This window comes from Cellulomonas sp. McL0606 (genome assembly GCF_058248365.1).
Map to the genome: position 1 here is coordinate 1,716,834 of NZ_CM177779.1, position 22,023 is coordinate 1,738,856.

Here is a 22,023-nt window from a genome sequence, read left to right on the forward strand (position 1 = left end):
ACCTCCGTGGGAGGGGGCATCCGAACAGCCGAATTGGATTGGTCGGCCGGGTTGAACCGGTTGGCTGTTTCGTTTTGTCGGTTGCCTTGCTGCTTCGGTGGTGGGGTGCCAGTTGACATTTACGGAGAGTTTGATTCTGGCTCAGGACGAACGCTGGCGGCGTGCTTAACACATGCAAGTCGAACGGTGATGGCCAGCTTGCTGGTCTGATCAGTGGCGAACGGGTGAGTAACACGTGAGCAACCTGCCCTTCACTCTGGAATAACCACCGGAAACGGTGGCTAATACCGGATACGAGACGTACACGCATGTGTCGCGTCTGGAAAGATTTATCGGTGAGGGATGGGCTCGCGGCCTATCAGCTTGTTGGTGGGGTAGTGGCCCACCAAGGCGACGACGGGTAGCCGGCCTGAGAGGGCGACCGGCCACACTGGGACTGAGATACGGCCCAGACTCCTACGGGAGGCAGCAGTGGGGAATATTGCACAATGGGCGCAAGCCTGATGCAGCGACGCCGCGTGGAGGATGACGGCCTTCGGGTTGTAAACTCCTTTCAGCAGGGAAGAAGCGAAAGTGACGGTACCTGCAGAAGAAGCGCCGGCTAACTACGTGCCAGCAGCCGCGGTAATACGTAGGGCGCAAGCGTTGTCCGGAATTATTGGGCGTAAAGACTCGTAGGCGGTTTGTCGCGTCTGCTGTGAAAACCTAAGGCTCAACCTTGGGCTTGCAGTGGGTACGGGCAGACTAGAGTGCGGTAGGGGTGACTGGAATTCCTGGTGTAGCGGTGGAATGCGCAGATATCAGGAGGAACACCGATGGCGAAGGCAGGTCACTGGGCCGCAACTGACGCTGAGGAGCGAAAGCATGGGGAGCGAACAGGATTAGATACCCTGGTAGTCCATGCCGTAAACGTTGGGCACTAGGTGTGGGGCTCATTCCACGAGTTCCGTGCCGCAGCAAACGCATTAAGTGCCCCGCCTGGGGAGTACGGCCGCAAGGCTAAAACTCAAAGAAATTGACGGGGGCCCGCACAAGCGGCGGAGCATGCGGATTAATTCGATGCAACGCGAAGAACCTTACCAAGGCTTGACATACACCGGAAAAGTGCAGAGATGTGCTCCCCGTAAGGTCGGTGTACAGGTGGTGCATGGTTGTCGTCAGCTCGTGTCGTGAGATGTTGGGTTAAGTCCCGCAACGAGCGCAACCCTCGTCCCATGTTGCCAGCGGGTTATGCCGGGGACTCATGGGAGACTGCCGGGGTCAACTCGGAGGAAGGTGGGGATGACGTCAAATCATCATGCCCCTTATGTCTTGGGCTTCACGCATGCTACAATGGCCGGTACAAAGGGCTGCGATACCGCGAGGTGGAGCGAATCCCAAAAAGCCGGTCTCAGTTCGGATTGGGGTCTGCAACTCGACCCCATGAAGTCGGAGTCGCTAGTAATCGCAGATCAGCAACGCTGCGGTGAATACGTTCCCGGGCCTTGTACACACCGCCCGTCAAGTCACGAAAGTCGGTAACACCCGAAGCCAGTGGCCCAACTCGTAAGAGAGGGAGCTGTCGAAGGTGGGACTGGCGATTGGGACTAAGTCGTAACAAGGTAGCCGTACCGGAAGGTGCGGCTGGATCACCTCCTTTCTAAGGAGCATCTGGCATCAGGTCGTCCTGTCATGGGGTGGCTGTGGTGTCCAGGCCCGTTGTCCCTGCCGAACGAGTGGGGGACGGTGCTCGAGGGTGGAACATCGACTGTGGCCGGCTCTTCGAGCTGGTGGCGCCTAGTACGCCGCAACCCTTCGGGGTTCGGGTGGGAACGGTGGCTGCTGGGGTTGGGGGTCGGCTGGGCACGCTGTTGGGTCCTGAGGGAACAGCCGGAAGGTTGTTCGTTCAGGGTCGCTACGGATCTGGGTCTGCGCTTGCGAGCGTGGGGCGGGTTCGGGGGACTGCGGGCTGGTACCGCTCGGTCGAACCGCTCAGGCGATCAACGCTGCAAGGTGTTGGTGGTGGGGGTAGGCGCTGGGGTGAGGGTGTCAGTACCGGTCGTAGCTTGAGAACTGCACAGTGGACGCGAGCATCTTTTTGAATGATCTTTGTGGTCAAGTTTATAAGGGCACAGGGTGGATGCCTTGGCACTAGGAGCCGAAGAAGGACGTTGTAGCCTGCGATAAGCCTCGGGGAGTTGGCAAACGAACCGTGATCCGAGGATGTCCGAATGGGGAAACCCCGCACGAGTCATGTCGTGTGACCCGCACCTGAATATATAGGGTGTGTGGAGGGAACGGCGGGAAGTGAAACATCTCAGTACCGCCAGGAAGAGATATTCCGTGAGTAGTGGCGAGCGAAAGCGGATCAGGCCAAACCGTGTACGTGTTCAAGCCGGCAGGCGTTGCGTGCACGGGGTTGTGGGACCTTTCCGTTGGATCTGCCGATCCGACAGGGAGTCAGAAAGTCGCGTCATAGTCGAAGGGCATTGAAAGGCCCGGCACAGAGGGTGTGACCCCCGTAGACGAAATGGCGTGGCCTCCCGAAGGGGATCCCAGTAAGCCCGGGCCCGAGAAACCTGGAGTGAATCTGCACAGACCACTGTGTAAGCCTAAATACTACCTAGTGACCGATAGCGGACAAGTACCGTGAGGGAAAGGTGAAAAGTACCCCGGGAGGGGAGTGAAATAGTACCTGAAACCGTGTGCCTACAATCCGTTGGAGCCTCCCTAGCAGGGGTGACAGCGTGCCTTTTGAAGAATGAGCCTGCGAGTTAGTGGTACGTGGCGAGGTTAACCCGTGTGGGGAAGCCGTAGCGAAAGCGAGTCCGAATAGGGCGTCTCAGTCGCGTGCTCTAGACCCGAAGCGGAGTGATCTAGCCATGGGCAGGTTGAAGCGCGGGTAAGACCGCGTGGAGGACCGAACCCACCAGGGTTGAAAACCTGGGGGATGACCTGTGGTTAGGGGTGAAAGGCCAATCAAACTCCGTGATAGCTGGTTCTCCCCGAAATGCATTTAGGTGCAGCGTCACGTGTTTCTTGCCGGAGGTAGAGCTACTGGATAGCCGATGGGCCCCACCAGGTTACTGACGTTAGCCAAACTCCGAATGCCGGTAAGCCAGAGCGTGGCAGTGAGACTGCGGGGGATAAGCCCGTAGTCGAGAGGGAAACAGCCCAGACCACCAGCTAAGGCCCCTAAGCGTATGCTAAGTGGGAAAGGATGTGGAGTTGCACAGACAACCAGGAGGTTGGCTTAGAAGCAGCCACCCTTGAAAGAGTGCGTAATAGCTCACTGGTCAAGTGATTCCGCGCCGACAATGTAGCGGGGCTCAAGTATACCGCCGAAGCTGTGGCATTCACACATCGCTAAGCCTTCGTGGTTCAGGCGTGTGGATGGGTAGGGGAGCGTCGTGTGGGCAGTGAAGTCGCGGGGGAACCCAGCGGTGGAGCCCACACGAGTGAGAATGCAGGCATGAGTAGCGAATGACGGGTGAGAAACCCGTCCGCCGAATGACCAAGGGTTCCAGGGCCAGGCTAATCCGCCCTGGGTAAGTCGGGACCTAAGGCGAGGCCGACAGGCGTAGTCGATGGACAACGGGTTGATATTCCCGTACCGGCGAAGAACCGCCCATACCGAGCCCGGTGATGCTAAACGCCCGAAGCACCGCATCGTCCCTTCGGGGACACCGTGGTGTAGAGCGCGTGACCCGAACCGGTAGTAGGTAAGCGTATTAACAGGGGTGACGCAGGAAGGTAGCCGAGCGTGGCGATGGTAGTCCACGTCTAAGGTCGTAGGGTGAGGTGTAGGCAAATCCGCACCTCGTGAAGCCTGAGAAGCTGACAGTGACCGCGAATGCGGGAAATCGGTGATCCTATGCTGCCAAGAAAAGCCTCGACGCGAGGTTCTAGCCGCCCGTACCCCAAACCGACTCAGGTGGTCAGGTAGAGAATACCAAGGCGATCGAGAGAATCGTGGTTAAGGAACTCGGCAAAATGCCCCCGTAACTTCGGGAGAAGGGGGGCCTGAAGCGTGAACCGACTTGCTCGGGGAGCGTGAAGGGCCGCAGAGACCAGGGAGAAGCGACTGTTTACTAAAAACACAGGTCCGTGCGAAGTCGCAAGACGATGTATACGGACTGACGCCTGCCCGGTGCTGGAAGGTTAAGAGGACGGGTCAGCCGCAAGGCGAAGCAGAATTTAAGCCCCAGTAAACGGCGGTGGTAACTATAACCATCCTAAGGTAGCGAAATTCCTTGTCGGGTAAGTTCCGACCTGCACGAATGGCGTAACGACTTCTCCGCTGTCTCAACCGCGAACTCGGCGAAATTGCACTACGAGTAAAGATGCTCGTTACGCGCAGCAGGACGGAAAGACCCCGGGACCTTTACTATAGTTTGGTATTGGTGTTCGGTGCGGCTTGTGTAGGATAGGTGGGAGACTGTGAAGCCGGCACGCCAGTGTCGGTGGAGTCAACGTTGAAATACCACTCTGGTCGCTCTGGATATCTAACCTCGGTCCGTGATCCGGACTAGGGACAGTGCCTGATGGGTAGTTTAACTGGGGCGGTTGCCTCCTAAAATGTAACGGAGGCGCTCAAAGGTTCCCTCAGCCTGGTTGGCAATCAGGTGGCGAGTGCAAGTGCACAAGGGGAGCTTGACTGTGAGACTGACAGGTCGAGCAGGGACGAAAGTCGGAACTAGTGATCCGGCGGTGGCTTGTGGAAGCGCCGTCGCTCAACGGATAAAAGGTACCCCGGGGATAACAGGCTGATCTTGCCCAAGAGTCCATATCGACGGCATGGTTTGGCACCTCGATGTCGGCTCGTCGCATCCTGGGGCTGGAGTAGGTCCCAAGGGTTGGGCTGTTCGCCCATTAAAGCGGTACGCGAGCTGGGTTTAGAACGTCGTGAGACAGTTCGGTCCCTATCCGCTGCGCGCGCAGGAAACTTGAGAAGGGCTGTCCCTAGTACGAGAGGACCGGGACGGACGAACCTCTGGTGTGCCAGTTGTTCCGCCAGGAGCACGGCTGGTTGGCTACGTTCGGAAGGGATAACCGCTGAAAGCATCTAAGCGGGAAGCCTGCTTCAAGATGAGGTTTCCATGGGGACTTGATCCCCGAGAGGCTCCCAGCTAGACCACTGGGTAGATAGGCCGGATGTGGAAGAGGGGACGAAAGACCCTCGCAGCTGACCGGTACTAATAAGCCGACAACTTCATCACATTCATTCAAGTCAATGTGCTACGCGTCCACTGTGCGGTTCCCCGAGAGACGAACGGGAACCCGTTTGACAACTCGACAACGTTACGGCGGTCATAGCGAAGGGGAAACGCCCGGTCCCATTCCGAACCCGGAAGCTAAGCCCTTCAGCGCCGATGGTACTGCACTCGCCAGGGTGTGGGAGAGTAGGACGCCGCCGGACATCATTCAGGAAAGCCACCCCTCCGGGGGTGGCTTTTCCTGTTTTCACCAGCACACCTGCGCGCAACGTCGGGCGTATCGAGAATCTATTTCCGCACATCTGCAACCGCCTCTGTGGTCGTCGACAATCGTCCGTCCTGGACGCCGTCGGGCGCCGACGACGCGGGATGAGACGATGGTGCGGTCGAACGCGACGAGGAGAGCACACAGATGAACAGCGATGACCGTGCCAAGGGCACATCCGGCGACCGTGGTCGGTCGGGTGGTGCCGAGGGCGGCCGATCCGGCTACGGATCGAACCCGCAGCGCAGCTCGGGCGCCTCTCAGGGCCGTGGCGGCGCATCCGGCGGTGATCGCAGTCGATCGGGTGGTTCCTCGTACGGCGGCTCTCGTGGCGGCTCCTCGGGCGGTCGTCCGCCGGCTGGTCGCGACGACCGTGGTGGACGCCCGGCAGCCGATCGTGGCGGCCGGCCCTCCTACGGATCGGGGGGCGGCGAGCGCTCGTCGGGTGGTTCGTACGGACGTCCGGCGTACGGCACCGGCTCCTCGTCCGGTCGGGGCGAGCGCCCCGCGTACGGCGGTTCGCGCGGCGACGACCGAGCTGGTCGTCCGGCATCCGGCGGCCGTGACGGGCGTCCGCCGTACAGCGGCGCCTCTCGTGGTGACCGCCCGGCCTACTCGGGTCGCACCGATCGACCCCCGTTCGCCGACCGGTCCCGCGGGGAGCAGTCCGGTTCCTACGGTGACCGGCCGCGTTCCGGCGCGCCCACGTCCGGTGGAGACCGTTCCGGTCAGCGCCCGGCGTACGGCGACCGTGGTCGAGACAACCGCTCGGGGTCGGGCGACCGCCCCCAGGGCGACCGTTCGTCCTACGGCGACCGTCAGCGCAGCGATCGGCCCTCCTACGGCGCCCCGCGTGGCGCGGCCCCTTCGTCCGGCGACCGTTCGCGCAACGATCGTTCGTCGACGGGTGGGCGTCCGCCCTACGGTGACCGCCCGCGTTCGGACCGTCCCGCGTCCGGTGGTCGGCCCGCCTACGGTGACCGTCAGGACCGTTCCTCGTCCGGTGGCTCGTACGGCGACCGCCCGCGTTCGGACCGTCCCGCGTCCGGTGGTCGGCCCGCCTACGGTGACCGTCAGGACCGTTCCTCGTCCGGTGGCTCGTACGGCGACCGCCCGCGTTCGGACCGTCCCGCGTCCGGTGGTCGGCCCGCCTACGGTGACCGTCAGGACCGTTCCTCGTCCGGTGGCTCGTACGGCGACCGCCCGCGTTCGGACCGTCCCGCGTCCGGAGGACGGCCTGCCTACGGTGACCGTCAGGACCGTTCCTCGTCCGGTGGCTCGTACGGTGACCGCCCGCGTTCGGACCGTCCCGCGTCCGGAGGACGGCCTGCCTACGGCGACCGGCCCTCGTTCGGGGCCGCCGGTGCGAGCGACCGCGGAACCTATGGCGACAGGTCGGGTTCGGCAGCACGTCGCCAGCCGGTCGACCGTCCGCGCACGGACCGGCCTCCCTTCGAGCGTGGTGATCGCCCGGCGTACAACGACCGGAACGATCGTTCGTCGAGCGACCGTCCGCGTACCGAGCGTCCGGCGTACGGCGACCGGAACGATCGGCCGTCGAGCGACCGTCCGCGTTCCGAGCGCCCGGCGTACAACGACCGGAACGATCGTTCGTCGAGCGACCGTCCGCGTACCGAGCGCCCGGCGTACGGCGACCGGAACGATCGGTCGTCCAGCGACCGTCCCCGCACGGCGTCCGGCGACCGTCCGCGCGGCACGTCCGGCGATCGTCCGAGGTCGGACCGCCCGTCGGCGCCGCGCGGCGACCGTCCGGCGACGAACGACCGTCGGCCCCCGTCCGGCGACCGGGGCCGGGCGCCGTACGGTGCCACGGCGGGTGCCGGTGCGCGTGGCGGCGAGGACCGACGCGACGACGACAAGCGGCTGACGCGGCCTCCGCAGGACCAGCGCGTCGAGGCGCCGGAGATACCGGACGACGTCGTGTTCTCGGACCTCGACAAGTCGGTGCGTGGTCGGCTCCGGACGCTGAGCAAGGACAACGCGGACGGCGTCGGTCGGCACCTGGTCATGGTCGGGCGGCTGCTCGACACCGAGCCGGGAGCTCGCCTACGAGCACGCCCAGGCCGCGGTGCGCCGGGCCGGACGGGTCGACGTCGTGCGCGAGGCGGCCGGTCTGGCCGCCTACCGGACCGAGAGGTACGCGGAGGCTCTGCGCGAGCTGCGCACGGTGCGGCGGCTGAACGGCTCGTCGGAGCACCTTGCGATCATGGCGGACTGTGAGCGCGGGCTCGGCCGTCCTGAGCGGGCGCTGGCGCTCGCGCAGGAGCCCGAGGCCGAGACGCTGGACGCCGAGGCGACGATCGAGCTGGCGATGGTGGTCAGCGGTGCGCGGCTCGACCTCGGCCAGCCCGAGGCAGCCGTGGCGGCCCTGTCGACCGACGCGGTGCGCGCCGGCACGGGGGTCGTCGCGATCCGGGTGGCGCAGGCGCGGGCTACCGCGCTCGAGGCTGCCGGGATGACCGATGCGGCCGCGGCCGAGCTCGAGCCGTACACGCAGGAGCAGCTCGACGAGGCCGCCGGCGACGTCGAGCCCGACGAGGAGTTCGTCGCGTTCGACCTGAGCGAGTTCGACGACGAGGGCGAGTACGAGGACTACCCGGTCGAGGCCTCCGGCGACGCCGGCACGTCCGAGCGAGCGGAGGCCGAGCTGGCCGACGAGGGCGACGCGTCCCTGGCCGACGAGGACGACGACGAAGACGACGACGACGAGGACGACGCGCTCGCCGAGGCCGAGGCGCTCCTGGCTGCCGACGACGAGGGCGAGGGCGATCGGTGACAGACGCGGCAACGCTGATCGGGTCGGCGACGCCGCTCGCGGACCGGTTCGACCTGGCGCTCGTCGACCTCGACGGTGTGGCCTACAAGGGCCACGAGCCGATCGACGGCGCTGCGCAGGGCTTGTCGAGCGCGCGTGAGCGGGGGATGCGGCTGGTCTTCGTCACCAACAACGCCTCGCGCGAGCCGGAGTCGGTGGCCGACCAGCTGACCGGGCTGGGGATCGCGACGCAGCCGGGTGAGGTGATGACCGCCGCACAGGCTGCCGCCAGCCTGACCACACGGCTGCCCGCGGGCCAGAAGGTGCTGGTGGTCGGCGGTGCCGGCCTGGTCACCGCGGTCCGCGCCGCCGGGTACCAGGTGGTGTTCTCGGCCGACGACGAACCGGCTGCGGTGGCCCAGGGCTTCGCGCCCGAGGTCGGGTGGCCGCAGCTGGCCGAGGCCGCCTACGCGGTCGAGCGCGGCGCCTGGCACGTGGCCTCGAACCTGGACCTGAGCCTGCCGACCGCCCGCGGGTTCGCCCCGGGGAACGGCTCCCTGGTGGGCGCCGTGCGGGCCGCGACCGGTGTCACGCCGGACAGCGCCGGCAAGCCGTCACCGACCATGTACCGCATGGCCGTCGAGCGGGCCGGTGCGCGCGAGACGCTGGTCGTCGGTGACCGTCTCGACACCGACCTGGCCGGTGCGCGTGCGGGCGGCTTCATCGGCCTGCACGTCCTGACCGGTGTGAACTCGGCTCGCGACGACGTGCTGGCCGTACCGGGCGAGCGACCTCACCTGATCGGTGCCGACCTGCTCTCGCTGCTCGTCGCACACCCGGAGCCCGTCCGGGCCGACGACGGCTGGTGGACCTGTCGTGAGGCGTCCGCGCGGATCGTCGACGGCGCCCTCGAGTTCGGTCGGTACGAGCCGTCGAGCACCGAGGACCGGGTGGACGTCGCGCGCGCGGCCTGCGCGGCCGCCTGGGCCGCGGCGGACGCCGGCGTCGACATCGACGCGACCACAGTGCCCGAGCTGGCGACGACCTGACGGACGTGCGTGCGCCGCGCAGGCGTCGCCGGACATCCCAGGTAGCGTGGGCGCGTCCCGGCACCGACCGGACCCACCACACCGAGGAGCGGCAGTGAGCGAGAGCGACGACGGCTACGGCACGACTGCGGACGCCGCTGTCGACGAGGCCCTCTCGCGGCTCGACGGGCTCGAGGACCAGCCGCTGCGCGCGCACGTCGCCGTGTTCGAGGCCGTGCACGGCGCGCTGCAGGACCGGCTCGCCGACGCCGAGGGCTGACCCTTGGCCACCCGCCTCGACACCGAGACTCGTCCGCCGCGGGCTGGCTCGGTCGCGCAAGCAGGCGGGCGACCTGATCGCGGCCGGACGAGTCGCCGTCGACGGCACGCCCGTGGCTCGCAGCGCGACGCCGGTGACGGACGATCGCACGGTCACGGTGGAGCCCGACGAGCACGACCCGGGGTATGCGTCGCGGGCGGGCCATAAGCTCGCGGGCGCCCTCGACGCGATCCCCGCGGTCGACGTGCGCGGCCGACGATGCCTCGACGCGGGCGCCAGCACGGGTGGGTTCACGGACGTGCTCCTGCGGCGCGGTGCGCAGCACGTCGTCGCCGTCGACGTCGGCCACGACCAGATCGTCGACACCCTGCGTGCCGACGAACGGGTGGACGTCCGGGAGGGTGTGAACGTGCGGACGCTCGCGCGCGGCGACATCGACCCGCCGCCGTCGCTCGTCGTCGCCGACCTGTCGTTCATCTCGTTGACGCTCGTGCTCCCGGCGCTCGTGGACGTGGCCGCGCCGGACGCCGACCAGCTGCTCATGGTCAAGCCTCAGTTCGAGGTGGGTCGGGAGCGGTTGGGGTCGGGTGGTGTCGTCCGTCTGCCGTCGTTGTGGGTCGACGCCGTCGTCGGTGTCGCGACCGCGGCCGCCGGGCTCGGTCTGGGCCTCCGGGAGGTCGTGCGCAGCCCCCTGCCGGGCCCGAGCGGCAACGTCGAGTTCTTCGTGTGGCTCCGGCGGGACGAGGCGGCCCCCACGGTGGACGTCACGCGCGTCCGCGCCGCGGTGCTGTCGGAGGGGGAGCGATGAGCCGTCGGGCGCTGGTGGTGACGCACGGGGGGCGTGAGGAGGCCGTCTCGGCCACCCGGGACGCCGTCGCCGCGCTCGAGCGTGCCGGCGTCGAGCCCGTGCTGGCCGCCGAGGACGCCGTGGCCGCCGACCTCCCGTCGTTCGAGCTGGCCATCGTGCTCGGCGGCGACGGGACGATCCTGCGTGCGGCCGAGCTCACCCGTGGGACGTCGGTGCCGTTGCTCGGGGTCAACCTCGGGCACGTCGGATTCCTGGCCGAGAGCGAGCGCGACGACATCGGTGAGGCCGTCGGGCGGCTCACCTCCGGCGACTTCGACGTCGAGGAGCGCGGCACGCTGGACGTCCGGGTGCTGGCGAGCGACGGCTCGGTCAGCACGGGCTGGGCCTTGAACGAGGCCGCGCTGGAGAAGGCCGACCGCTCGCGCATGCTCGAGGTGCTGGTCGAGGTCGACGGGCACCCCTTGTCGTCGTTCGGCTGCGACGGAGTCGTGGCAGCGACCGCGACCGGGTCGACGGCGCACGCGTTCTCCGCGGGCGGCCCGGTCGTCTGGCCGGACGTGGACGGGATGATCCTGGTGCCGGTCGCGGCGCACGCGCTGTTCGCGCGGCCGCTGGTCGTCGGGCCGCGCAGCATGCTCGCGATCGAGCTGCTCGAGCGGTCGCCGGCGGCCGGCCTGCTGACCATGGACGGGCGACGCAGGCTCGAGGTGCCGGTCGGCTCGCGCGTCGAGGTCACCCGCAGCGACGTCCCGGTCCGCCTCGCGCGGCTGACACCGGCGCCGTTCACCACACGCCTGGTGAACAAGTTCGCGCTGCCCGTCGACGGCTGGCGCGGTCGGCCGAACGGACGGCGGCCGCGACACAGCGACGAGGTGACCGGGTGATCGAGGAGATCCGGATCGACAACCTCGGCGTCATCGGCCGTGCCCACCTCGAGCTCGGGCCCGGGCTCACCGTCATCACGGGGGAGACGGGGGCCGGCAAGACGATGGTGCTGACCGCGCTGGGCCTGCTGCTCGGCGGGAAGGCCGACTCGGCGACCGTGCGCACCGGTGCCTCGTCGGCCGCGGTCGAGGGCCGCGTGACGCTCGAGGCGGGCTCCGCCGGGCTGAGCCGTGCCGCCGACGCGGGCGCCGAGCTCGACGACGACGGCAGCCTGGTGCTGCTGCGGACCGTCGGGGCGGGGGCCGCGGGCCGCTCGCGAGCGTTCCTCGGCGGTCGGTCGGTGCCGCAGACGGTCCTGGCCGAGCTCGCCGACGAGCTGGTCACCGTCCACGGCCAGGCCGACCAGGCACGGTTGCGGTCACCGGCGCACCAGCGGGAGGCGCTCGACGCGTTCGTCGGCACCGACCACCGAGACGTCCTGGACCGCTACCGCGCGGCCTGGACGGAGCGGGCCCGGGTCGAGCTGGAGCTGGCCGAGCTGGTGGACCGAGCGCGGGACCGTCTGCGCGAGGCGGAGCTGCTGCGCCTTGGCCTCGCGGAGGTCGAGCGCGTGGACCCGCAGGCGGGTGAGGACGTCGCCCTGGCCGAGGAGGTCGAGCGGCTGGCGCACGCGGAGGACCTGCGCGCGGCCGCGAGCGGGGCCCACACGGCGCTGGTCGGCGGAGACGTCGACGACGCAGCCGCGGCGGTCGCGACGATCGACCAGGCGCGCCGCCTGCTCGAGCACGAGGGTGCGCACGACCCTGCGCTGGCTGCCCTGGCGACGCGGATCGCCGAGGCCGGCTACCTGCTCGCCGACGTGGCGACCGACCTCGCCGGCTACCTCGAGGACCTGCAGGCGGACCCGTTGCGTCTCGACGCCGCACAGCGCCGCCGCGCCGATCTGGGTGCGCTGACCCGGACGTACGGGTCGACGGTCGACGAGGTGCTGGCCTGGGCCGACACCGCCGGTCGCAGGCTCCTGGATCTCGACGGCGGGGACCAGCGGATCGACGCGCTGCGGTCCCGGCTGGCGACCTTGGACGCGGAGCTCACCACGCTGGCCGCCGGCATCTCGGGCGCTCGCCGCTCCGGGGCGACGGCGCTGGCCGCGGTCGTCTCGACGGAGCTCACGGGCCTGGCGATGGGCGGCGCGGAGCTGCAGATCGCCGTCGAGCCCCTCGAGGAACGCGGTCCGCACGGCGCCGATCGGATCGAGATGCTGCTCGTTCCGCACGCCGGCGCACCTGCCCGGCCGCTCGGCAAGGGCGCGTCCGGCGGCGAGCTGTCCCGCGTCATGCTGGCCATCGAGGTCGCGCTGGCGACCGCACCCGGTTCGGGTGCCACGACTCCGGGAACCTTCGTCTTCGACGAGGTCGACGCGGGCGTCGGCGGCCGGGCCGCGATCGAGGTGGGTCGACGGCTCGCCGAGCTCGCGCAGGGCACCCAGGTGCTCGTCGTGACCCACCTGGCGCAGGTCGCCGCCTTCGCCGACCGGCATCTCGTGGTCACCAAGTCGACCGCGGACGGGGTCGACGTGGTCACCGAGTCGGACGTGCGCTTCGTCACGAATGAGGACCGCGTCCGCGAGCTCGCCCGCATGCTCTCCGGTCAGGAGGACTCGGACGCCGCGCGGACGCATGCCGCAGAGCTCTTCGCCCTCTCGACCGTGGGACGATGAGCGACGATGAGAGCATCCCTGCGCAAACGCACCACTGTGCCCGAACCCGGCGCCGTCGCCGGCCCGGCGCGGGTCGACCCGCGGACCAAGGGCCTCACCAAGCGACTTCGCCCTGGTGACATCGCGGTCATCGACCACCTCGACCTCGACCGTGTGTCGGCCGAGGCGCTGGTCGCGTGCCAGCCCGCCGCGGTCCTGAACGCCGCGCGCTCGACCTCGGGGCGCTACCCGAACCTCGGCCCGGAGATCCTGGTCGGCGCGGGCATCCCGCTGGTCGACGACCTGGGTGCCGACGTCATGTCGCTCACGGAGGGCCACCAGCTCCGGGTGGTCGACGGCTCGGTCTACGAGGGCGACACGCTCGTGGCCGAGGGCGTCACGCAGACGGCGGAGACCGTCGCGACCTCGATGGAGGAGGCGCGCGCGGGGCTCTCCGTCCAGCTGGAGTCGTTCGCGGCCAACACGATGGACTACCTGCGACGCGAGCGCGACCTGCTGCTCGACGGCGTGGGCGTCCCGGACATCCGGACGGTCATCGACGGCCGGCAGGTGCTGATCGTCGTGCGCGGCTACCACTACAAGGAAGACCTCGTCACGCTTCGCCCCTACATCCGGGAGTACCGTCCGGTGCTCATCGGGGTGGACGGGGGAGCCGACGCGATCCTGGACGCCGGCTGGCGACCCGACATGATCGTCGGCGACATGGACTCGGTCTCCGACCGTGCCCTGACGTGCGGTGCCGAGGTGATCGTCCACGCGTACCGCGACGGCCGAGCGCCCGGTCTGGCGCGCGTCGAGCAGCTCGACGTCCCGCACGTCGTCTTCCCCGCCACCGGCACCAGCGAGGACGTCGCGATGCTGCTCGCCGACGACAAGGGTGCCGAGCTCATCGTCGCCGTCGGCACGCACGCCACCCTCGTCGAGTTCCTGGACAAGGGTCGATCGGGGATGGCCAGCACCTTCCTCACGCGGCTGCGGGTGGGCAGCAAGTTCGTCGACGCCAAGGGCGTGTCGCGGCTCTACCGGAACCGGATCTCCAACGTCCAGCTCACCCTGCTCGTGCTCGCCGGCCTGCTGGCGCTCGGCGTCGCGCTGGCCTCGACCGCGGCAGGCCAGACGATGATCGGCCTCCTCGGCGCCCGCGTCGACGACATGACGTCGTGGGTCCGCGGTCTGTTCGACGGCGTGTGACATGAGCGCGACCATCGACGACCACCTTCCCCTGCACCTGATTCCGGCCACCGCCGGGGCCGTACCCGACGGAGACTGCGCACGATGATCGACTTCCGCTACCACGTCGTCTCGCTGATCTCGGTGTTCCTCGCGCTCGCGGTGGGCATCGCGCTCGGCGCCGGCCCGCTCAAGGAGACGATCGGCGACACCCTGACCGGCCAGGTCGAGCAGCTCCGTCAGGAGAAGGACGCGTTGCGCACCGAGCTCGACGGCACCGCCGGGGACCTGAAGGACTCCGAGACCTACATCGACGCCGCCGGTCCGCAGCTTCTCGACGGTGCCCTGACGGGCCGCCGGGTTGCCGTCATCGCCCTGGGCAAGGTGCCGGACAAGACCCAGACCGCGCTGGACCAGCGCCTCGACCAGTCCGGTGCCACGGTCACCGCGCACGTCACGCTCACGGACATGTGGACCGATCCCGACGTCCGCACGTTCCGGCAGGCTCTCGTCGGCCAGCTCACGCCGTACCTCGACCCTGCCCCTCCCGCGGACGCGGCCGTCGAGGCGGACCTCGCGTCCGCCCTGGTGCAGGCGCTCGTGACGGCCGACCCGGCCAACCCCGACGCGCTGTCCAACGACGCGTCGACGCTGCTCGACGCCCTGTCGTCATCGGACAACAAGGACAACCCGCTGGTCACGGTCTCCGATCCGGTGACCATGCCGGCCGACGCGGTCGTCGTCGTGGCGGTCCCCGTCGAGCCGGTCGCCAGCGGCGCGACCCCGCCCCCGGCGCCGTCGGCGGACGTCGTCGCGGCGCAGGTCGCGGTCGTCAGCGCGGCGCAGAAGCTGTCCACCGGCGCGGTGCTGGCCGACGGTCAGCGGGGCAAGGGCACGTTGACCGACGCGATCCTCGCGGACGGCGACCTGGCCGCGGCGCTCACCACCGTGTCCGGGACCGATCTGGTGACGGGGCAGATCAACGTGCCGCTCGCACTGGCCAACCGGATCGGCGGGGTGAACGGCCACTACGGGTTCGGCGACGGCGAGACGCCGCTGCCGCCGGCCGTGCAGCTGCCGGCGGTCAGCCGGACCGCGGCGGTCCCGCAGGACGCGGGCGTCGGGGCGGCCCCGTGACCGGGTTGGCTCGCAGGGCCGTCGCCGGGATCGTGGCCGGGGTGGTCACGTCGGTGGTGCGTGGCGTCTTCGACGGGCAGGCACCCGGCGGGCAGGACCGGTGGACGCGGACGAACCACCGCGGCGAACCCGTGAGCCTGTTGGAAGGACCGTCCGTCGCCGCTGGGCTGCTGGCCGGTGGGCTCGTCGGTGCGAGCTCGGCCCGGTCCGCCGCGGCGCTGACCGTCGCCACGGCCGCGGGTGCGGCATTCGGCCTGGCCGACGACCTCGGCGAGGACCAGGCCGACCGGCGCAAGGGTCTGCGCGGGCACCTCGGTGCCCTCGCGCACGGACAGGTCACCACGGGCGGGCTCAAGGTGCTCGGCATCGGCGCCGGCGCCCTGGTGGCCGCGGCGCTCGCCACGCCGGTCCGGGGACGCCGGCCGATCGGCTGGCTCGCCGACGTCGGGACCTCGGGCGCGCTGATCGCGTCGAGCGCGAACCTCCTGAACCTCCTCGACCTGCGTCCCGGTCGCGCCCTGAAGGCGGCCGGCATCGCCGCGGCCCCCCTCGCCTTCGGCCCCGGTGCCGGTGCCGGAGCAGCGGTGGCCGTGCTGGGTGCCACGGGATCGGCGATCGACCAGGACCTTGCCGAGGCCGACATGCTCGGCGACGGCGGTGCGAACGCGATCGGGGCGACGCTCGGGACGTCCCTCGTGCTGTCGGCGCCCCGGCCGGTCCGGCTCGTCGTGCTCGCGGCCGTCGTCGGGCTCACGGTCGCCAGCGAGAAGGTCAGCTTCACCCAGGTCATCGAGCGGACACCGGTGCTGCGTGACGTCGACCGCTGGGGCCGACGACCCGTGCACACGCAGGCGTGAGTCCCGCCGGGCGACGCGGGCTCGCCGGGCTCGGCGGCGCCGCGGCCATGATCGCCGCGGTCACCGTCCTGAGCCGTGTGCTGGGCTTCGGCCGATACCTCGTCCAGGCCCACGCGTTCCACGACGGCAGCATCGGCGGCGTCTACAACGCCGCGAACACCCTGCCCAACGTCCTCTTCGAGGTCGCGGCGGGCGGCGCCCTCGCGGGTGCGCTCGTCCCGCTGCTCGCCCTGCCCGTCTCGCGCTCGTTGCGCAAGGACGTCGACGCGATCACGTCGGCGACGTTCGGCTGGACCTTGCTGGTCCTCGTACCGCTCGGTGTGGCGCTCGCCGCGGCGAGCGGGTTCATCGCCTCGGTGTGGCCGGGAGACCTGGGCGACTCCCAGAGGTCGCTGCTGCAGTACTTCATCGCGGTGTTCGCGGTGCAGGTGCCGATGTACGGGGTGGCCGTGCTGCTCTATGCCGTGCTGCAGGCCCACAAGAGGTTCTTCTGGCCGGCGTTCGCGCCCGTGCTCTCGTCGCTCGTCGTCATCGCCACGTATCTCGTCTACGCGTCCCTCGCCGACGGCCAGCTGGACAACCCGGACGCCGTACCGCGGGGCGCGCTGGGGGTGCTCGGCTGGGGGACGACCCTCGGCGTCGCCGCGATGTGCTTCCCGATGTTCATCCCGGTGCACCGGCTCGGCGTCCGGATCCGACCGACGCTGAAGTTCCCCACCGGCATCGGTCGCCGGCTCGCCGTCCTGGCCTTCGCGGGCGTGGGCTCGCTCGTCGCGCAGCAGCTCTCGGTGCTCGTCGGGCTTGCTGTGTCGAGCGATCGCGGCAACATCGGCACCTGGTCGGTGTACCTCTGGTCGCAGCAGGTCTACCTGCTGCCCTACGCGGTGCTCGTCGTGCCCTTGGCCACGTCGACGTTCCCGCGGCTGTCTGCCCGCGCCGCGGCCGGCGAGCGTGACGCCTTTGCGCGGATGGCCTCGGGGACGACGCGAGCCGTGCTCATGGCCGCCGCCCTGGGCGCCGCCGCCGTCGTGGCCGCCGCGCCCGCCGTGACCGACATCTTCGTCGGCATCTCCGGGGGCGGCGCGGGCATGCGCGCGATGACCGCGACGATCACCTGGCTCATGCCCGGGCTGCTCGGGTTCGCGCTCATGTTCCACGCGTCGCGTGCGCTATATGCGCAGGAGCGTGGACGCTCGGCGATCGCCGCGAACGTGGCTGGGTGGGGAACCGTCGCGGTCGCGACGCCGGTCCTCGCTGGGGTCTACGTGCCGAGCGGTAGCGACCCGGAGGGCACGCTGCTCGCGCTCGCGCAGGCGAGCTCGCTCGGCATGTTCGTCGGTGGTGCCGTGGCCGTGGTCCTGCTGCGTCGCGCGGCCGGTCGAGCAGCGATCGCCGGACTCGCGCGGTCCGCGGCGGTCCTCGTCCTCGGGGCCGCTCTCGGCGCGGTGGTCGGACGGTGGTTGGTCGACTCGGTCGCCGACCTCGTCGGGCACGGCGTTCTCACGGCCATCGGCGCGGCAGCAGGCGGTGCCATCCTGGCAGCGGTCGTCGTCGCCGCTGGAGTGCTGATCGCGGACCGGGGGACGCTGAGCGACTTCCGCACGCTCGAGTCCGCGCCGCGGTCCGACCGCGTCACCGATCCCGCCAACCCGAACGCGCCACTGGCCTGAGTCCAGGCGCACGTGACGACGGACGTGTCCTGACTCACCAGGCGCGCCCCTCGGGGTTCGCCCGTAGGTCGGGTAGGCTGGAATCCCGTGACAGAGCGCGCGCATCGACTCTCCGGGCGGTCGGAATCCACGACCCGGCACATCTTCGTCACCGGAGGTGTTGCCTCCTCCCTCGGTAAGGGTCTGACGGCCAGCAGCCTCGGTCGACTCCTCCGCTCCCGTGGCCTCAAGGTCACGATGCAAAAGCTGGATCCGTACCTCAACGTCGATCCCGGCACCATGAACCCGTTCCAGCACGGCGAGGTCTTCGTCACCGAGGACGGCGCCGAGACGGACCTCGACGTGGGGCACTACGAGCGCTTCCTCGACGTGAACCTCGTGGGGTCGGCCAACGTGACCACGGGTGGCGTCTACTCGCAGGTGATCGCCAAGGAGCGTCGCGGCGAGTACCTCGGCGACACCGTGCAGGTCATCCCGCACATCACCGACGAGATCAAGTCCCGCATGCGGTCGCAGGCCGACGAGGACGTCGACGTCATCATCACGGAGATCGGTGGCACCGTCGGCGACATCGAGTCGCTGCCGTTCCTGGAGGCGGCCCGGCAGGTGCGCCACGACCTCGGTCGCGCGAACGTGTTCTTCCTGCACGTCTCCCTCGTGCCGTACATCGGTCCGTCGGGCGAGCTGAAGACGAAGCCGACGCAGCACTCGGTCGCCGCCCTGCGCAGCATCGGCATCCAGCCGGACGCGATCGTGCTGCGGGCCGATCGCGACGTGCCCGAGGCCACCAAGCGCAAGATCGCGCTCATGTGCGACGTCGACGTCGAGGGCGTCGTGACGGCCAAGGACGCGCCCAGCATCTACGACATCCCGCGGGTGCTGCACTCCGAGGGCCTGGACGCCTACGTGGTGCAGCGCCTGGCGCTGCCGTTCCGCGACGTCGAGTGGAAGGGCTGGGACGGCTGCTGCGCCGCGTGCACGAGCCCGCCCACCGCGTCGAGGTCGCGCTCGTCGGCAAGTACATCGACCTGCCCGACGCCTACCTGTCCGTGACCGAGGCACTGCGGGCCGGCGGCTTCCACCACGACGCCAAGGTGGTCATCCGCTGGGTCAGGTCGGACGACTGCCAGACGCCCGAGGGTGCCCGGCTCGCGCTCGAGGGTGTCGACGCCGTCCTCGTCCCGGGTGGCTTCGGCGTCCGCGGGATCGAAGGCAAGCTCGGCGCACTGCGCTGGTCCCGCGAGAACCTGGTACCGACGCTCGGCATCTGCCTCGGCCTGCAGTGCATGGTCATCGAGTACTCCCGCACGGTCCTGGGCCTCGACGGCGCCTCGTCCTCGGAGTTCGACGACGACCCGGCGCACCCCGTGATCGCGACCATGGCGGAGCAGCGTGCCTTCGTCGGCGGCGCGGGCGACCTGGGCGGCACCATGCGGCTTGGCGCGTACGACGCGCTGCTGACGCCGGGGTCCGTGGTCGCCGACACCTACGGCGCGCACAAGGTGTCCGAGCGGCACCGTCACCGCTACGAAGTGAACAACTCCTACCGCGACAAGCTGGAGGAGGCCGGCCTGGTGATCTCGGGGGTCTCGCCCGACACGTCGCTGGTCGAGTTCGTCGAGCTGCCGCGGGACGTGCACCCGTACTACGTCGCGACGCAGGCGCACCCGGAGTTCAAGTCGCGCCCGACCCGTGCGCACCCGCTGTTCGCCGGGCTGGTCGGAGCCGCCCTGGCACTGCGCGGCGACGAGTCCTGATGCCCCTGCCGGGGGCACGGATCGAGGACCTCGAGGCGGCCAGGCCCGTCCTGGAGCACCGGCGCATCCACACCGGCAAGGTGTTCGACCTCGACGCCGACGTGGTGGACCTCGGGGACACCCAGGTCCTGCGGGAGTACGTCGCCCACCCCGGTGCGGTCGCCGTGATCGCCCTCGACGACGACGACCGTGTGCTGCTGCTCTCGCAGTACCGGCACCCGGTGCGTTCGGAGCTCTGGGAGCCGCCGGCGGGTCTGCGGGACGTGCCGGACGAGCTGCTGGTTGTTGCGGCGGCCCGCGAGCGCGCGGAGGAGGCCGACCTTCGGGCGGCGTCCTGGTGGCGGCTCGTCGACTTCTACACGACGCCGGGCGGATCGAACGAGCGCATCCGCGTGTTCCTGGCGCGGGACCTCTCGCCGGTGTCCGACTCCGAGCGCTACCTGCGCACGGACGAGGAGGCCGGGATGGTGCCGGCCTGGATCCCGCTCGACGAGGCCGTCGACGCAGCCCTGGGCGGGCGGTTGCACAGTCCGACGGCCGTGGTCGGGGTGCTGGCCGCCGCGGCCGCCCGTGCACGCGGGTGGTCGACGCTCGAACCGGTCGCCCTCGACTGACCCGACGCCGCCGCCCGTTCCTCACCAGGAGCGGGCGGCGGCGCCGTGCTCGGGATCAGCGGCTGGTCGAGACCCGGTACTGGGCGTTGGCCAGCGGTACGAACACCGCCAGGATGATGACGATCCAGATCGACGTGTAGAGCGCCGGGTTCTGCAGCGACCACTGCGTCGGCTCGGGCACGTTCGGCGGGATGTTGCCGAACAGCTGGCGGGCGGCCTGCGTGACGGTCGAGACGGGGTTCCAGGCGGCGAACGTCTGGAGCACCGGCGGCAGGGTGGCCAGCGGCACGAAGGTGTTGGCCACGAACGTCAGCGGGAAGATCACGATGAACGCGGCGTTGTTGACCACCTCGGGGCTCGGCACGAGCATGCCGATCCAGGCCATGATCCACGAGATCGCATAGGCGAAGCCGAGCAGCAGCGCGTACCCGCCGAGCGCGGACCAGACGCCGTCGTTGATCCGCCAGCCGACGAGCAGGCCGGTCAACGACATGACGACCAGCACGAGCACGTTGTTGATGACGTCCGAGACCGTGCGGCCCGCCAGCACCGCCGACGGTGCCATCGGCAGCGACCGGAACCGGTCGATGATGCCCTTCTTCACGTCGTCGGCGAGCCCGGCGCCCGTGATCGTCGCGCCGAAGATGACCGTCTGCGCGAAGATCCCCGCCATCAGGAACTCGCGGTACGCCTGACCGTTCCCTCCGCCGATCGCGCCGCCGAACACGAACGAGAACAGCAGGACGAACATGATCGGCTGGAGCGTGGTGAACACCAGCAGGTCCGGCACCCGCTTGATCTTGATGAGGTTGCGCTTGGCGACGACCGCCGCGTCGGCGAAGACGTAGGGGATGCTCATGACCGGGCTCCTTCCGGGGCCTTCACGGCCTCGTCGTCGTCTGCGGTGGCGTGGCCGGTGAGCGCGAGGAAGACGTCGTCGAGCGTTGGCCGTCGCAGGCCCACGTCATCCAGGCCGATGCCGGCGCCGTCGAGCAGCCGGAGGGCCTCGGTCAGCACCTCGGCGCCGCCGGTGACGGGCATGACGAGCTGGCGACGACTCTCGTCGAGCACCGCCTTGCCGACGCCCCGGGGCTCGAGCAGGGTGGTCGCCTCACCGAGCCGGGTGCCGTCCTTGAGCGTCATCTCGAGCCGCTCGCCGCCCACCTGGCTCTTCAGCTGGTCCGACGTGCCCTGCGCGATGATCCGGCCGTGGTCGATGACGACGATCTCGTCGGCCAGCAGGTCGGCCTCTTCCAGGTACTGCGTGGTCAGCAGCAGGGTGGTCCCGCCGGCGACCAGCGACTGGATGACCTCCCACATGTCGGTGCGTCCGCGGGGGTCCAGGCCCGTGGTCGGCTCGTCGAGGAACAGCACCGGCGGGTCCGCCACCAGGGCGCCCGCGAGGTCGAGCCGGCGACGCATGCCGCCCGAGTAGGTCTTGCTGGGCCGGTCGCCCGCGTCCTCGAGCCGGAACGCTGCGAGCAGCTCGCGGGCTCGCTCGCGGGACTTCTTGCGACCGAGGTGGTAGAGCCGCCCGATCATGTCGAGGTTCTCGTACCCCGTCAGGTACTCGTCCACCGCCGCGTACTGGCCGGACAGACCGATGCGACGCCGGACGGCGCGGGGGTGGGCGATGACGTCGATGCCGGCCACCTCGGCGGAGCCGGAGTCGGGCTTCAGCAGGGTGCTGAGCACCCGGACGATGGTGGTCTTCCCGGCGCCGTTCGGTCCGAGCAGGCCGAGGACGGTCCCCTTCGGCACCGTGAGGTCGACGCCGGCCAGCGCGGTGACGCTGCCGTACGTCTTGACGAGTGCACGAGCGGTGATGGCTGGAGCGCTTGTCGCTGGGTCCATGTGCCGA

The 22,023-nt window shown here is 69.4% G+C and carries 13 protein-coding genes, 3 rRNA genes and 1 pseudogene; 15 read left to right on the forward strand and 2 right to left on the reverse strand.

Annotated elements, in window-relative coordinates:
* Positions 1 to 118 precede the first annotated feature (118 nt).
* The 15 genes and pseudogenes from AC38ZX_RS08685 to AC38ZX_RS08755 all read left to right on the forward strand — a co-directional run bounded on the left by AC38ZX_RS08685 (position 119) and on the right by AC38ZX_RS08755 (position 20,162).
* Positions 119 to 1,639, forward strand: a 16S ribosomal RNA gene (locus AC38ZX_RS08685).
* A 453-nt stretch (positions 1,640 to 2,092) separates the two neighbouring features.
* A 23S ribosomal RNA gene (locus tag AC38ZX_RS08690) occupies positions 2,093 to 5,198 on the forward strand.
* Between the two features lie 83 nt (positions 5,199 to 5,281).
* Positions 5,282 to 5,398, forward strand: a 5S ribosomal RNA gene (gene rrf / locus AC38ZX_RS08695).
* The 16S, 23S and 5S rRNA genes sit together here, the layout of an rRNA operon.
* 2,151 nt (positions 5,399 to 7,549) lie before the next feature.
* Complete coding sequence (locus AC38ZX_RS08700) at positions 7,550 to 8,257, forward strand: hypothetical protein (protein WP_491296988.1); 708 nt, start codon at positions 7,550 to 7,552, stop codon at positions 8,255 to 8,257.
* Complete coding sequence (locus AC38ZX_RS08705; RefSeq protein WP_491296989.1) at positions 8,254 to 9,285, forward strand: HAD-IIA family hydrolase; 1,032 nt, start codon at positions 8,254 to 8,256, stop codon at positions 9,283 to 9,285. Before AC38ZX_RS08700 ends, AC38ZX_RS08705 begins: the two co-directional genes overlap by 4 nt.
* A gap of 94 nt (positions 9,286 to 9,379) precedes the next feature.
* On the forward strand, positions 9,380 to 9,544 hold the full coding sequence (locus tag AC38ZX_RS08710; RefSeq protein ID WP_426595411.1) for a hypothetical protein: 165 nt from the start codon (positions 9,380 to 9,382) through the stop codon (positions 9,542 to 9,544).
* Between the two features lie 43 nt (positions 9,545 to 9,587).
* Positions 9,588 to 10,352 carry a TlyA family RNA methyltransferase gene (locus tag AC38ZX_RS08715; RefSeq protein ID WP_491297343.1) on the forward strand — a complete coding sequence of 255 codons (765 nt, stop codon included), beginning with the start codon at positions 9,588 to 9,590 and terminating at the stop codon, positions 10,350 to 10,352.
* On the forward strand, positions 10,349 to 11,236 hold the full coding sequence (locus AC38ZX_RS08720; RefSeq protein ID WP_426595413.1) for an NAD kinase: 888 nt from the start codon (positions 10,349 to 10,351) through the stop codon (positions 11,234 to 11,236). The genes AC38ZX_RS08715 and AC38ZX_RS08720 overlap by 4 nt, the downstream gene beginning before the upstream one ends.
* A complete protein-coding gene (recN, locus tag AC38ZX_RS08725) occupies positions 11,233 to 12,957 on the forward strand; it encodes a DNA repair protein RecN (protein WP_491296991.1) in 1,725 nt (574 codons plus the stop codon). The genes AC38ZX_RS08720 and recN overlap by 4 nt, the downstream gene beginning before the upstream one ends.
* Positions 12,958 to 12,963: 6 nt before the next feature.
* A complete protein-coding gene (steA, locus tag AC38ZX_RS08730) occupies positions 12,964 to 14,148 on the forward strand; it encodes a putative cytokinetic ring protein SteA (RefSeq protein ID WP_491296992.1) in 1,185 nt (394 codons plus the stop codon).
* A gap of 84 nt (positions 14,149 to 14,232) precedes the next feature.
* The gene (locus tag AC38ZX_RS08735; protein ID WP_426595416.1) at positions 14,233 to 15,264 is read left to right on the forward strand and encodes a copper transporter; all 1,032 of its coding nucleotides are present in this window, start codon (positions 14,233 to 14,235) and stop codon (positions 15,262 to 15,264) included.
* Positions 15,261 to 16,121, forward strand: a complete 861-nt coding sequence (locus tag AC38ZX_RS08740; protein WP_491296993.1) for a hypothetical protein — start codon at positions 15,261 to 15,263, stop codon at positions 16,119 to 16,121. The genes AC38ZX_RS08735 and AC38ZX_RS08740 overlap by 4 nt, the downstream gene beginning before the upstream one ends.
* Positions 16,118 to 17,791, forward strand: coding sequence for a murein biosynthesis integral membrane protein MurJ (murJ, locus tag AC38ZX_RS08745; RefSeq protein WP_491296994.1), 1,674 nt, complete (start codon positions 16,118 to 16,120; stop codon positions 17,789 to 17,791). Before AC38ZX_RS08740 ends, murJ begins: the two co-directional genes overlap by 4 nt.
* A gap of 87 nt (positions 17,792 to 17,878) precedes the next feature.
* Positions 17,879 to 19,548: pseudogene (pyrG, locus tag AC38ZX_RS08750) on the forward strand (CTP synthase).
* Positions 19,548 to 20,162: an NUDIX domain-containing protein gene (locus tag AC38ZX_RS08755; protein WP_491296995.1), complete on the forward strand. Its 615-nt coding sequence runs from the start codon at positions 19,548 to 19,550 to the stop codon at positions 20,160 to 20,162. Before pyrG ends, AC38ZX_RS08755 begins: the two are co-directional and overlap by 1 nt.
* A 55-nt stretch (positions 20,163 to 20,217) precedes the next feature.
* Here AC38ZX_RS08755 and AC38ZX_RS08760 read toward each other — a convergent pair whose 3' ends face one another.
* On the reverse strand, positions 20,218 to 21,021 hold the full coding sequence (locus AC38ZX_RS08760) for an ABC transporter permease (RefSeq protein WP_426595421.1): 804 nt from the start codon (positions 21,019 to 21,021) through the stop codon (positions 20,218 to 20,220).
* Positions 21,018 to 22,016: an ATP-binding cassette domain-containing protein gene (locus tag AC38ZX_RS08765; RefSeq protein WP_426595422.1), complete on the reverse strand. Its 999-nt coding sequence runs from the start codon at positions 22,014 to 22,016 to the stop codon at positions 21,018 to 21,020. The genes AC38ZX_RS08760 and AC38ZX_RS08765 overlap by 4 nt, the downstream gene beginning before the upstream one ends.
* Positions 22,017 to 22,023: the final 7 nt, after the last annotated feature.

What these genes read in the sequence shown, in the direction of transcription:
- AC38ZX_RS08735 (WP_426595416.1), top strand. Translation starts at nt 14,233, where the DNA reads ATGATCGACTTCCGCTACCACGTCGTCTCGCTGATCTCGGTGTTCCTC.
- steA (WP_491296992.1), top strand. Translation starts at nt 12,964, where the DNA reads ATGAGAGCATCCCTGCGCAAACGCACCACTGTGCCCGAACCCGGCGCC.
- AC38ZX_RS08760 (WP_426595421.1), bottom strand. Translation starts at nt 21,021, where the DNA reads ATGAGCATCCCCTACGTCTTCGCCGACGCGGCGGTCGTCGCCAAGCGC.
- AC38ZX_RS08755 (WP_491296995.1), top strand. Translation starts at nt 19,548, where the DNA reads ATGCCCCTGCCGGGGGCACGGATCGAGGACCTCGAGGCGGCCAGGCCC.
- AC38ZX_RS08765 (WP_426595422.1), bottom strand. Translation starts at nt 22,016, where the DNA reads ATGGACCCAGCGACAAGCGCTCCAGCCATCACCGCTCGTGCACTCGTC.
- AC38ZX_RS08720 (WP_426595413.1), top strand. Translation starts at nt 10,349, where the DNA reads ATGAGCCGTCGGGCGCTGGTGGTGACGCACGGGGGGCGTGAGGAGGCC.